The following is a 13,059-nucleotide window of genomic DNA, read 5'->3' as shown; positions in this document are numbered from 1 at the left end:
TTAACGCTACAATTGGTAGAGTGAGATGAACGCACCTTGTCAAGAGAGGAAGGATAAAATGGCGTCGTTTGAAGAGCGGCTTTCGGCTGTGCGGGAAGAAAGACAGGCTTTTCAGCAGACCATTGGAGCAATGCTTGGGGTAACGCGCTGGTCTGCCCATAATTATGAGGCGGGAAAAAACCGGCCTGATTCTGATGGATTGATCGCATTGACCGACTACTTTAACGTGTCCCTGGATTATCTGGTGGGACGGTCCGAGGTCCGGGAGATCGCGCGGTAACGGCCGTTGCGGCGCATGGACCGGAAGCAATCGAAAAAGAGGTGATCCCTATGGCCTTTTCCCTGACAAAGGAACAGCAGGCGGTGGTGGACGACCGGGGCGGAGCCCTGCTGGTGTCCGCCGCCGCCGGGTCGGGCAAGACCCGCGTGCTGGTGGAGCGGCTTCTGGCCCGTGTGACGGGAGAGGGACTGGACATCGACCGCTTTCTGATCATCACTTACACCAAAGCCGCCGCCGCCGAGCTGCGCTCGCGCATTGTGGAGGAGCTCTCCGCCCGGCTGGCAGAGGCTCCCGCCGACCGCCGCCTGCGCCGCCAGTCCACGCTGGTCTACAAGGCGAATATCTCCACCGTCCACGCCTTCTGCGCCCAGCTTCTGCGGGAGTGCGGCCATTCCATCGACCTGGACCCGGATTTCAAGCTCTGCGACGAGGGGGAGGCGGGGGTGCTGATGCTGCGCGCCCTCAACGACGTGCTGGAGCAGCGCTACGAGGGCCTGGCCGAGGGCAGCGATTTTGCCCGGCTGGTGGATACCATGTCCGCCGGGCGGGATGACAGCCGCCTCATGCAGATCGTGCTGGACATCCGGGGCCGGGTCCAGGCCCATCCGGACCCGGCGGCCTGGCTGGACGCACAGGAGCGCGCCTTTGCCCTGGAGGGGGTGGAGGAGGCGGGCGAGACCCCCTGGGGGAGACTGCTGCTCGCCGACGCCCGCCGTCAGGCGGACTACTGGGCGGGGCGCGTGGCCCGTGCGCTGGAGCTGTGCGCGCTGGACGGGGGGCTGGACGGCAACTACGGCCCCACGCTCTCCGCCACGCTGGAGGGGCTGCGGGCGTTTGCGGCGGGCGCGCAGCGGGGCTGGGACGCGGCCCGCGCCGCGCTGCCCATCCCGTTCCCCGCGGCGGGGCGAAAAAAGATGGACGGCTGCCCGGAGACGCTGGTCCGGCAGGTCAAGGACATCCGGAGCAAGTGCAAAAAGCGCATGGAAAAGCTGGCGGACTGGTTCGGGGACGAGAGCGCCGGACTGCTCTGCGATCTGCGGGCGGTCTACCCGGCCGTGCGGGGCCTGTTTGCGCTGGTAAAGGACTTTGAGGCCCGCTATACCGCCGAAAAGGCCCGGCGGGGCGTGCTGGACTTTTCGGACCTGGAGCATCTGGCGGTGCGTCTGCTGGTGGGGGAGGACGGCGGCCCCACCGCCCTGGCCCGGCAGTGGGCCGGACGGTTCGACGAGATCATGGTGGACGAGTATCAGGACACCAACCAGGTCCAGAACGCCATTTTTCAAGCCCTGTCCCGGCAGGGGCGCAATCTGTTTCTGGTCGGGGACGTGAAGCAGTCCATCTACCGCTTCCGTCTGGCCGATCCCACCATCTTTTTGGGCAAATACCGCTCCTTCAAGCCCTATACCGAGGCCGCGGAGGGGGAGGAGCGGCGGATCATTTTGTCCAAAAACTTCCGCTCCCGCCCCCAGGTGCTGGAGGGGGCCAACTACCTCTTCCGGGCCCTCCTGTCGGAGGAGTTCGGCGAGATGGACTATACCGACGAGGACGCCCTGTACCCCGGCGCGGACTATCCGGAGGCGGAGGAGGAGGGCGGCGCTCTCTACGCGCTGGAGCTGGATGCGCTGGACTGCGCGGCGGAGGAAGACGATGAGGAGGAGGGGCCCGGCAAAGCCCCGCGGGATCTGCTGGAGGCCCGCTTTGTGGCCGGGCGGATCTGCCGGCTGCTGGAGGAGGGCTTTCCGGTTTCCGACGGAGCGGGGAGCCTGCGTCCCGTCCGGGCCTCGGACATCGTGGTGCTGCTGCGCTCGCCCGGGACCGTGCTCCACCACTACGCCCGTGCCCTGGGGGAGCGGGACGTCCCCTGGGAGGCGGAGGGCGGCGGGGACTTCTTTTCTGCCACCGAGGTGTCGGTGGCGCTGTCGCTGCTGCAGATCGTGGACAATCCCCGGCAGGATGTGCCGCTCATCTCGGTGCTGCGCTCCCCGGTGTATGCCTTTTCCGCCGACCGGCTGGCCCAGATCCGTTCCGCCGCGCCGGAGGGGGATTTTTACGCCGCGCTGCAGGCCGACGGCGGCGCGGACTGCGCGGCCGTTTTGGCTGAGCTGGCCGAGCTGCGCTTCGGCGCCGCAGATCGAAGCTGCCACCAGCTGCTCTGGCATCTCTACGACCGGACCAATCTGCTGGGCGTCTTCGGCGCGATGGACGAGGGGGAGACCCGGCAGTCCAACCTGCTCGCGCTGGCCGAACTGGCCCGCCGCTTTGAGGGCGCGGGCCACAAGGGCCTGTTCGGCTTTTTGTCCTATCTGACCCGCCTGCGGGAGAACGGGGCCAAGCTGGCGCTGCCCGCCCTTGGCCGGACGGGGGGCGGCGTGCGCCTGATGAGCATCCACAAGTCCAAGGGGCTGGAATTTCCGGTGGTCTTCCTGTGCGGGCTCATGCGCAGGCTCAACCGGGAGGACATGAGCCGCCCCATTCTCTTCCACCCCCGGCTGGGGGTGGGGCCCAAGCGGCTGGACCTGGAGCGGGGCGTGGAGTACCCCACGCTGGCGCGCAGCGCCGTGGCCCGGCAGCTGGAGTATGAAATGATGGCCGAGGAGCTGCGGCTTTTGTATGTGGCCATGACCCGGGCCAAGGAGAAGCTGATCCTCTCCTGCGCCCTGTCCCAGGGCGGGCGGGAGCTGGAGCGGCTGGCCGGCGACGCGGGCTGCCCGGTGGAGCCCCAGGTGCTGCTGGGCTGCCAGAGCGTCGGCCAGTGGGTGCTGCTGGCCGCCCTGGCCCGGCCGGATGGAGCGCCCCTCCGGCGGGCCGCGGAGCGGGAGGTGGAAACGCCGGACGTACCGTTCGGACCGGCGTGGGACGTGCGCGTCGTGGACGCAGGAGAATTCCGCACCGCCCCGGCGACAGCGCCCCGGCAGCCGGAACGGAACGCAGAGGAGGAGACGGACGCGGAAGCGCTGGCGGCGCGGCTGCGCTGGCGCTACCCCCACGCGGGGGACGTCTCCATCCCCTCCAAGCTCACCGCCACCCAGCTCAAGGGCCGGGCTCTGGACGAGGAGGCCGCCGAACAGGCGCCACACCCCCCCCGCCCGCGGCCCCTGCAGCGCCCCCGGTTCGCCGCCGAGGAATTTGGGCTTACTCCGGCCCAGAAGGGAACGGCCCTGCATCTGGTGATGCAGTACATCGACTTTGCCCGAACCGATACCGCGGCGGCGGTGGAGGCGGAGATCCGCCGCCTGGTGGAGGGGGCCTATCTGACGCCCCAGCAGGGACAGGCCGTCCGGCCGGAGAAGATCACCGCCTTTTTTGCCTCTCCGCTGGGCCGGGCGGTACGGGGGAGCGCCGCCCTGCACCGGGAGTTCAAATTTTCGCTCCTGGCCGACGCCGGGGACTATTACCCGGATGCGGGCGCCGGGGAGCGGGTGCTTCTCCAGGGCGTGGTGGACTGTTATTTTGAAACGGAGCAGGGCATTACGGTCGTGGATTTCAAGACGGACCGCGTGACGGAGCAAACCGCGGCGGCCCGGGCGGAGGAATACCGGGGACAGCTGGCCGCCTACAGCCGGGCCCTTGCCGAGATCACCGGTCGCCCCGTGACGCGGCGGGTTTTGTGGTTCTTCGCCCTGGACCGGGCGGTGGACCTGTGAGACGGCCGAAAAAAGAGAAAAAAGTAGTTGCATTTTTGCCCGGGACATGTTATTATATCAAATGCGTTTGCGGGTACTTTCTACCCACATGCCCATATCCAGGAAGAGAAAGAGGTGAACACACAATGAAGGAAGGCATCCATCCCAACTACGAACAGACCACCATCAAATGCGCCTGCGGTAACGTGATCGAAACCGGGTCTACCAAGAAGGACATTCGAGTTGAAGTCTGCTCTAAGTGTCACCCCTTCTTCACCGGCAAGCAGAAGATGGTGGATACTGGCGGACGCGTCAGCCGCTTCAACAAGAAGTTTGGTCTGGACAAGAAGTAAGTTGGTATTTCAGGGAGCCCGTACCGGTTTCGGTACGGGCTCTTTTGCACAAATCCTGTGTCTGCGGCCCCGGAGCTCCCCCGGGGGGGAAGCCTGGCGGCGGGACAACGGGAAAAACGGTCCGTTCTGAGCGTATGCGCCTTCGGACGGATGCTTCTCACGGCAGCTGGAGGGACCCTCTCCTGGGGAATTGAGCCGCGGCCGCCGTGCAGAACGTGATCCCAAAGTCCGAATGGCTTTTTTGACGGGTCTACTGCATATACTGTAGCCGACGAAGCGTAAAAGGGAGGCAGCACGATGTTTGAGAAGATCGACCCCAAGACCCTGAAGGAAAACGTCTTTTCCCTGATCGGGGATCAGTGGATGCTGATCACCGCAGGTACACCGGAACACTGCAACACCATGACCGCCAGCTGGGGCAGCCTGGGGGTGCTGTGGGGCAAGAACGTGGCGACCATCTATATCCGCCCCCAGCGCTACACCTATGAATTTGTGGAGCGCAGCGATTTCTTTACCCTGGCCTTTTTCGGCCGCGAGTACCACAAGGCCCTCGCGCTGTGCGGCGCCAAGAGCGGCCGGGAGGTCGACAAGGCGAAGGCGTGCGGCTTCACCGTGGCGGCGGGCGAGGGGAAGGCCCCTTATTTTGAACAGGCCGAGCTGGTGCTGGTCTGTAAGAAAGCCTACTGGCAGGATCTTGATCCGGCCCATTTTCTGGATGCGGAGATCGACGGGGCCTGCTATCCCGGAAAGGATTACCACCGCATGTATATCGGAGAGATCGTGGAGGTCCTGAAGCGGACCTGACACGGGGAGGTTTTATGACGCAGTATACCGAAGACAAGCGCGACCGGGCGGTGCTGGTGGGCCTGAGCGCCCACAGCCTGCCCCGGGAGGAGTGCGCCACGGAGGCGTCCATGGAGGAGCTGGAAGCCCTGCTGGAGACGGCGGGGGGCGTTTGCGTGGGCATGGCGCTGCAGAACCGGGACGCCCCGGAAGCGCGCACCTTTATCGGAGAAGGCAAGACCGCCGAGGTAAAGGAGCTGGTCCGGAACGCGGGGGCGGACCTGGTCATCTTTGACAATGCCCTTTCCCCCTCCCAGCAGCGGGTATTGTCCGAGGAATTGGGGGTCCAGGTGCTGGACCGTGCGGCCCTCATTCTGGACATCTTTGCCCAGCGGGCCCGCACACGGGAGGGCCGGCTGCAGGTGGAGCTGGCCCAGTACCAATACCTGCTGCCCCGGCTGACGGGCATGTGGGGCCACCTGGTGCGGCAGACCGCCTCCGGCGGAAAGAGCCCCATCGGTACCCGCGGCCCCGGTGAGACCCAGCTGGAGACCGACCGGCGGCACATCCGCCGTAAGATCGCCAAGCTTCAGGAGGAACTGGAGCAGGTGCGGCGGGTGCGCGCCACCCAGCGGCAACTGCGGGAGAAGAACGAGGTGCCGGTGGTGGCTCTGGTGGGCTATACCAACGCAGGCAAGTCCACCCTTCTGAACGCCCTCACCGGCGCGGAGATCCCGGCCAACGACCGTCTGTTCGACACGCTGGACACCACCACCCGCACCCTGGAGATCAGCGATACCTGTACGGTGCTGCTCAGCGACACCGTGGGCTTTATCCGCAAGCTCCCCCACCACCTGGTGGAGGCCTTCAAGGCTACTTTGGAGGAGCTGTCCTACGCGGATCTGCTGCTCCACGTCATCGACGCCTCCAACCCCGAATGGCGGGAGCAGGCCGAGGTGGTGGAGCATCTGGTCGATGAGCTGGGCTCCGCCGGGACGCCCCGGATCGATGTGTTCAACAAGGCGGACTGCTATACCGGCGATATCCTGCCCCACGGGGCGGACATCGTCTCGCTCTCCGCGAAAACGGGGCAGGGGCTGGACAAGCTGCTGGAGATGATCGGAACGCGTCTGGACACCGGGGCACGACGGGTGGTGCTGCAGATCCCCTACGACCAGGGGGGGCTGGTGGATCTGCTCCACCGCCAGGCAAAGGTGGAGCGGGTGGACTACGGAGAGGCCATCGAGGTCACCGCCGTGTGCACCCCGGTGCAGTTGGGCCGTCTGCGGGGCTATATCGTCTCCGGCTGGACGCCGCCCAGGGAGTTTTGGGAAGAATAAAGACGGCCTTTGCCCGGGGAGAGGAAGGTGACGGATATGCTTTATCTGCGCGGCCTGGAGCAGCTGGACGAGGCGGCGGACGAGGCGGACTACACGCGGCGCATTCCGGCAGTGGCGGCGCTGAAACGGCTGGAGTTCCGCTGCCCGGTCACCTTCTTCGTGGGGGAGAACGGGAGCGGGAAATCCACGCTGCTGGAGGCCATCGCCGTGGCTTGGGGCTTTAATCCGGAGGGCGGCTCCCGGAATTTCCGGTTTTCCAGCCGGGACACCCACTCCGGCTTGTACCGCAGGCTGCGCCTGGTGCGGGGGAGCTGCATTGCGCAGGACGGCTATTTTCTCCGCTCCGAGAGCTTGTACAACATGGCCAGCTATGTGGACGAGCTGGCTGGGGGCGACCGGGGCTTTCTGCGGCAGTTCGGCGGGCGCTCCCTGCACGGCCGATCCCATGGGGAGAGCCTGCTCGCCTTGGCCCAGAACCGTTTCCGGAGACAGGGCCTTTATTTGCTGGACGAGCCTGAGGCCGCCTTGTCCCCGGTCCGCCAGCTCACCTTTCTGGCGCTGCTGCACCGTCTGGCGTCGGAGGGCTCCCAGCTGATTGTGGCCACCCATTCCCCCATCCTGATGGCCTGCCCCCGGGCGGAGATCCTGCGCTTTGACGGCGCGGCGGGCATCACGCCGGTGGCCTGGCAGGAGACAGAGCACGTTCAGATCACCCGTGATTTTTTGGCCGCGCCGGAGCGGATGATGCGCGTCCTCTTTGCGGAGGGCGGAGAGGAGGAAGCATGAGCCTGTACCTGGAGACGTCCCGTCTGATCCTGCGTCCCTTTACCGAGGAAGACGCACAGGATCTGTACGCCTATGCCAGCCATCCGGAGGTGGGGCCGCCCGCCGGCTGGAAGCCCCATGAGAGTCTGGCGGAAAGCCTGGAGGTGATCCGCACCATCTTCCAGCCCTCCAACACCCTGGCGGTGGTCCTGCGGAAGACCGGCCGGGTGATCGGCTCGGCCGGATTCGTGGATAAGCACGAGCCGGGGCTGGGTCTGCCCAGCGAGGAGATCGGCTATTCCCTGTGCCGGGATCACTGGGGGCAGGGTCTGATCCCGGAGGCGGTGGAGGCGATCCTCCTGCACGGCTTTACGGCGCTGGGCTATGCGGCCTTTTGGGCGGCCTACTATGACGGCAACGTAAAATCCCGCCGTGTGATGGAAAAGTGCGGTATGACCTACCGCTTTTCCCGGCGGGAGGAGGTAGTGCAGCTGGGGGAAGTGCGGCAGGCGCACTATTATGCCATTACCCGGGAGGAGTGGATGCAGTGACGGAATATTTTGTGCCGACGGGCCCTGCCGAGACCGAACTGGTGGAAAAGCGCTCCCGTTTTCTGGGGCAGGTCTTCCCCGTGGAGAGCGAGGAGGAGGCCCGCGCCCGGATCGAGGCAGTCAAAAAGCGGCACTATGACGCCCGGCACAACTGCTGGTGCTACCGGCTTCGCGCGGGGGGCGCGGAGCGCTGCTCCGACGACGGGGAACCCCAAGGTACCGCGGGACAGCCCATGCTGGGCGTGTTCCAGCGGGAGGGCGTGGAAAACGTCTGCTGTGTGGTCACCCGCTACTTCGGCGGCGTGCTGCTTGGGGCCGGCGGGCTCGTGCGGGCCTATACCCAAAGCGCCAAGGACGCGTTGGATGCCGCCGGGATCTCCGTGGTGCGCCGCTGGGTGGAGCTGTCCCTGCCCTGCGCCTACGGGCTTTTTGAGCGGATGAAGCTGGAGGTGGAGCGCCAGGGCGGCGCGCTGGGCGGCGTGGAGTACGCCGAAGACGTGACCATCCGGGCGCTGCTGCCCGAGCAGCGGGTGGAAGACTTTATCGCGGCGGTGACCGAACGGACCGCCGGGGAGGTCCTGCCCCGGGCCTGCGGGGAGGCCTATCGTGCGGTTCCGATCAAATAATATGAATAAATTATGAATTTTCGGAAAAAAGAAGGGTTTTTCCGAAAAAAAGCGTATACAGTTATAGCGGAAGCAGGGGAGGAGGGCATTTCCCTTGACACTGAGAGAACAGACCGAAGCGGCGGAGCGGGCGCAGCTGTCTTCCTTCGCCTGTCTTGCATCGGCCTCGCGGGGGCGGGAGCGTCCCCTGGAGCCGTGTCCCACCCGCACCTGCTTCCAGCGCGACATCGACCGCATCGTCCACTCCAAGGCATTCCGGCGGCTGAAGCACAAAACGCAGGTATTCCTGGAGCCGGAGGGGGACCACTACCGCACCCGTATGACCCACACCATCGAGGTCTCCCGTATCGCCCGTACCATCGCACGGGGGCTGCGCCTCAATGAAGACCTGACGGAGGCCGCCGCCTATGGCCATGATCTGGGCCATACCCCCTTTGGCCACGCCGGGGAGCGGGTCCTCCATGAGATCATGCCCGGCGGGTTTGCCCACAACGAGCAGTCCCTGCGGGTGGTGGACCGGCTGGAGAAGGACGGAGAGGGCCTCAACCTGACGTGGGAGGTGCGCCGGGGCATCCTCTGCCATACGGGAAGCGACCGGGCCGAGACGCTGGAGGGCCAGCTTCTGCGCCTGGCGGATAAGATTGCCTACATCAACCACGATATCGACGACGCCATTCGGGGCAAGATCATCTATCCTATGGATATTCCCCTGAGCGTCTCTCAGGTGCTGGGATTCACCCACTCCGAGCGCATCAACACCCTGGTGACGGACATCATCGCAAGCAGCGCCGGGCGCAATGAAATCGTCCAGTCCGCCGCCTGCCGGGACGCCATGCACGAGCTGCGGGAGTTCATGTTTGAGTACGTTTACCGCAATCCGGTGGCCAAGGGCGAGGAGGGCAAGGCGCAGGACATGCTGCGCCGCCTCTTTGAATACTATAGAGCAGACCCGGACAAGCTGCCCCCGGAATTCCAGGAGATCCGTATGGAGGAGAGCCCGGAGCGCGCCGTCTGCGACTACATTTCCGGTATGACGGACAAATTTGCGGTGGAACAGTTCGGCGAAGCCTTCATCCCAAAGGCGTGGAGCGTGAAATAGACGCGGACGCGCGCAAGCGCGCTAAGTGTTTTGCCGCAGGCAAAACCTTGCCGCAGGGCGAATTCAGTTCGCCCGAGGAAGTTGAAACGGGGTCCCCGCGCGGCTGTGCCGCGTGGGGCAGGGACCCGCGAAGTGGGACGCGCGCAAGCGCGCCAAGCGTTTTGCCGCGGGCAAAACCTTGCCGCAGGGCGAATTCAGTTCGCCCGAGGAAGTTGAAACGGGGTCCCCGCGCGGCTGTGCCGCGTGGGGCAGGAAATGACGGGGCACGGGTATGAAACCGGCAGATCACGGCAAAAATAGTCGGAAGGAGGGCGGCCATGGCCATTCCGGAGCAATTTATCGACGAGCTGGTGGCCCGGAGCGAGATCTCCGATGTGGTGTCCTCCTACGTATCCCTGAAAAAGAAGGGCGCCAATCTGTGGGGCCTGTGTCCCTTTCACAGTGAAAAGACGCCCTCCTTTTCCGTGTCTCAGGAGAAGCAGATCTACCACTGCTTTGGCTGCGGAAAGGGGGGCGGGGTGATCTCCTTTCTTATGGAGATCGAGAACCTGCCGTTTTTGGATGCGGTACGCCTGCTGGCCCAGCGGGCGGGGATGGAGGTCCCGGACGCTTCGGCCGACGACGAAAGCCGGAAAAAGCGCGCCCGTGCCCTGGCGGCCAACCGGGATGCGGCCCGGTTCTACCACGAATACCTCAAAAGCCCCGGCGGGGCGCGGGTGCGGGACTATATCGCCCAGCGGCAGATTACCCCCCGCACAGCCACCCGCTTCGGTTTGGGGGCCGCCCCGGACCAGTGGGACGGCTTGATCCGCGCCTTGTCGGAACAGGGGTATACCAAGCTGGAGCTGATCGAAGCAGGCCTTGCCGTGGCGGGTAAAAACGGCGGCGTCTACGATAAGTTCCGCTCCCGGCTCATGCTCCCCGTGATCGACGTGCGGGGGGAAGTGACCGGCTTTACCAGCCGCATCCTGCCGGGAGAGGAGGGGGCGAAGTACCTCAACACCCCTGAGACGGCCGTGTTCAAAAAGGGGCGGCTCATCTACGCCCTGAATTTTGCCAAGAGCACCAAGCGGCCCAACCTGGTGCTGGTCGAGGGCAATATCGACGTGATCACCCTGCATCAGGCGGGCTTTGACAACGTAGTGGCCACGATGGGCACCGCACTTACCGAGGAGCATGCCCGGATCCTCGCCCGGTACACCCGGGAACTGGTGCTCTGCTACGATAACGACCCGGCGGGGAAAAAATCCACCGACCGGGTACTGGGCATCCTGAGAAACGCCGACCTGAACGTACGGGTGCTGCAGCTGCCCAATGCGTACGACGCCGCGGGAAACCCGCTCAAACAGGACCCGGATGACTTTGTAAAAAAATTTGGCCCCGCCGCTTTTGAAAAGTGCCTGAGCGGCAGCGCGGGGCAGAACGACTACAAGCTGGATACCCTGCAGCAGCGGCACGATCTGTCCGGCGAGGAGGGGCGGCTGGCTTTTCTGCGGGAAGCGGTGGAGACGGTAGCCTCCCTGCGCAGCCCCATCGAACGGGAGATCTACGGCAACAAGGCCGCCGCCGCCGCGGGCGTCTCCGCCGAGGCCATGGCCCAGGAGGTCAAGCGGGAGCTGGCCCGCCGCATGAAGCAGGCCAAAAAGAAACAGGAGCGCCGTGACCTGACCCCAGCCGTCCAGCTCCAGCCGAAGGAGCGGGAGCTGCGCTACGCCAACCTGCGCTCTGCCCGTGCGGAGGAGGGGGTGCTCCGGCTGCTGCTGCTGGAGAGCGCACTGTTTCAAGAGACGGCCGGGCTCAAGCCGGAGCAGTTTTCCGCTCCGGCGCTGGCAAAAATCTACGGCCTGCTGCTGCGCCGCCACCGCGAGGGGCGCTCCACGCAGCTGGCGGCTCTGGCCGGGGAGCTTTCCCCGGAGGAAATGAATCATTTGGTAAGCGTGATGGATCAGCCGGAGTCTCTGGCCCACAGCCAACAGGCCCTGCGCGATTACATAGAGATCATAGAGACCGAGGCCCTCAAGCGGTCGGGGACGGATCAGGTGGACCCCCTGCTGGCGGCGCGGGAGAAATTCAGAGAGAAAAAAGGCTATGGAGGATGACCGCATGAGTGAAAAGAACACCGCCGGCAAAAAGGTACACACATTGACCCTGGAAGCGCAGAAGAAGCCCAGCGTCAGCAATGAACAGAAGATGGAGCAGGGCAAGATCGAGATCATGAAGGTGGTCGAGGGCGTTCAGGGTGCGGAAAAGCTGGCCGAGCTCATCGAGCGGGGCAAAAAGAAGGGCAACCTCTCGTCCAGCGAGCTGATGGACGTGCTGGAGAACCTGGACCTGAGTTCCGAGCAGATGGATAAGATTTACGACACGCTGGAGAATCTGGGGATCGACACGGTGGGGGAGGATTACCTGCCCGAGCTGGCCGACGATCTCGTGCCCCCTGCCGAGGAGCTGGAGGAGATCCCCGAGGAGGAGATCGTGGATCCCAACACCCTGGTGGATTCGTTTGGGATCGACGACCCGGTGCGCATGTACCTGAAGGAGATCGGCAAGGTAAATCTGCTCACCCCGGAGGAGGAGATCGAGCTGGCCCAGGATATGGGCGCCGGCGACGCCGCCAAGGAGCAGATGGAGGAGATGGAACGCGCGCGCAGGGAGGGCGATGAGATCGAACTCAGCGCCGAGGACGAGGCCGAGCTCAAGCGGCTGGTGAAGCGCGGCGAGGCCGCCAAGCAGCGCCTGGCCGAGGCCAACCTGCGTCTGGTGGTCTCCATCGCAAAGCGGTATGTGGGCCGGGGCATGCTTTTCCTGGATCTGATCCAGGAGGGCAACCTGGGGCTGATCAAGGCGGTGGAGAAGTTCGATTACACCAAGGGCTATAAGTTCTCCACCTATGCCACCTGGTGGATCCGCCAGGCTATTACCCGGGCCATTGCAGACCAGGCCCGCACGATCCGGATCCCCGTCCATATGGTGGAGACCATCAACAAGGTCATTCGAGTCTCCCGGCAGCTGCTCCAGGAGCTGGGCCACGACCCCACGCCCGAGGAGATCGCAGAGGAGATGTCCATGCCGGTGGATAAGGTGCGGGAGATCCTGAAGATCGCCCAGGAGCCGGTCAGCTTGGAGACTCCCATTGGTGAGGAGGAGGATTCCCATCTGGGGGATTTCATCCCCGACGAGGACGCCTCCGAGCCCTCGGAGGCCGCCAGCTTCACCCTGCTCAAGGAGCAGCTGGTGGATGTGCTGAGTACGCTTACGCCCCGTGAGGAGAAGGTGCTCAAGCTCCGCTTTGGAATTGAGGACGGCCGCACCCGCACGCTGGAGGAAGTGGGCAAGGAATTTAACGTGACCCGTGAACGGATCCGCCAGATCGAGGCCAAGGCTCTGAGAAAACTGCGCCATCCCAGCCGGAGCAAGAAGCTGAAGGACTTTCTGAACTAAGGGGCGGAAGCGTTGCACAGCCAAGGGGCAGCGGCGTGCCTCCCGGCTGGAGCAAGAAGCGAAAGCCTGTTTGAGTCAAAACCTCCGGCAAAGCCGGAGGCTTGAGTAAGCCCTAGAAGGGCATGATACGGACGAAGCCCCTTAAGGGGCCCCGAAAGGTTTGCCGACCGCATTTCTTTCACGGGCTGCCCCTTAAGG

Annotated in this window: 11 protein-coding genes; all 11 read left to right on the top strand. The window is 64.7% G+C overall.

Translation table 11 applies throughout. The features are described 5' to 3' along the window. Positions 1 to 58 precede the first annotated feature (58 nt). The 11 genes from NE547_RS09830 to rpoD all read left to right on the top strand — a co-directional run bounded on the left by NE547_RS09830 (position 59) and on the right by rpoD (position 12,861). Entirely contained in the window at positions 59 to 280 is a 222-nt protein-coding gene (locus NE547_RS09830; RefSeq protein WP_186907219.1) for a helix-turn-helix domain-containing protein, read from the top strand. Between the two features lie 50 nt (positions 281 to 330). Further along, positions 331 to 3,924, top strand: coding sequence for a helicase-exonuclease AddAB subunit AddA (gene addA / locus NE547_RS09825; RefSeq protein ID WP_256175710.1), 3,594 nt, complete (start codon positions 331 to 333; stop codon positions 3,922 to 3,924). 125 nt (positions 3,925 to 4,049) lie between these two features. Further along, a complete protein-coding gene (gene rpmE, locus NE547_RS09820) occupies positions 4,050 to 4,256 on the top strand; it encodes a 50S ribosomal protein L31 (protein WP_007489589.1) in 207 nt (68 codons plus the stop codon). 297 nt (positions 4,257 to 4,553) lie between these two features. Then, positions 4,554 to 5,060, top strand: a complete 507-nt coding sequence (locus tag NE547_RS09815; protein WP_256175697.1) for a flavin reductase family protein — start codon at positions 4,554 to 4,556, stop codon at positions 5,058 to 5,060. Between the two features lie 14 nt (positions 5,061 to 5,074). Next, positions 5,075 to 6,379, top strand: coding sequence for a GTPase HflX (gene hflX, locus NE547_RS09810; RefSeq protein ID WP_186907222.1), 1,305 nt, complete (start codon positions 5,075 to 5,077; stop codon positions 6,377 to 6,379). 36 nt (positions 6,380 to 6,415) lie between these two features. Next, on the top strand, positions 6,416 to 7,165 hold the full coding sequence (locus tag NE547_RS09805) for an AAA family ATPase (RefSeq protein ID WP_186907223.1): 750 nt from the start codon (positions 6,416 to 6,418) through the stop codon (positions 7,163 to 7,165). Then, positions 7,162 to 7,695 carry a GNAT family N-acetyltransferase gene (locus NE547_RS09800; protein WP_256175695.1) on the top strand — a complete coding sequence of 178 codons (534 nt, stop codon included), beginning with the start codon at positions 7,162 to 7,164 and terminating at the stop codon, positions 7,693 to 7,695. The genes NE547_RS09805 and NE547_RS09800 overlap by 4 nt, the downstream gene beginning before the upstream one ends. After that, complete coding sequence (locus tag NE547_RS09795) at positions 7,692 to 8,321, top strand: YigZ family protein (protein ID WP_256175693.1); 630 nt, start codon at positions 7,692 to 7,694, stop codon at positions 8,319 to 8,321. The genes NE547_RS09800 and NE547_RS09795 overlap by 4 nt, the downstream gene beginning before the upstream one ends. A 94-nt stretch (positions 8,322 to 8,415) precedes the next feature. Next, a complete protein-coding gene (locus NE547_RS09790; RefSeq protein WP_256175691.1) occupies positions 8,416 to 9,420 on the top strand; it encodes a deoxyguanosinetriphosphate triphosphohydrolase in 1,005 nt (334 codons plus the stop codon). Positions 9,421 to 9,737: 317 nt separating this feature from the next. Next, entirely contained in the window at positions 9,738 to 11,519 is a 1,782-nt protein-coding gene (gene dnaG / locus NE547_RS09785; protein ID WP_256175689.1) for a DNA primase, read from the top strand. Between the two features lie 4 nt (positions 11,520 to 11,523). Next, positions 11,524 to 12,861 (top strand): RNA polymerase sigma factor RpoD, encoded by a 1,338-nt coding sequence (rpoD, locus tag NE547_RS09780; protein ID WP_370866840.1) that lies wholly within the window; start codon positions 11,524 to 11,526, stop codon positions 12,859 to 12,861. Positions 12,862 to 13,059 lie beyond the last annotated feature (198 nt).

Source organism: Flavonifractor sp. DFI.6.63 (genome assembly GCF_024462255.1).
Classification (GTDB): Bacteria; Bacillota; Clostridia; order Oscillospirales; family Oscillospiraceae; genus Lawsonibacter_A; species Lawsonibacter_A hominis.
Note: the sequence above shows the minus strand (reverse complement) of the source record. Positions and strands in the feature narration are given on the sequence as shown.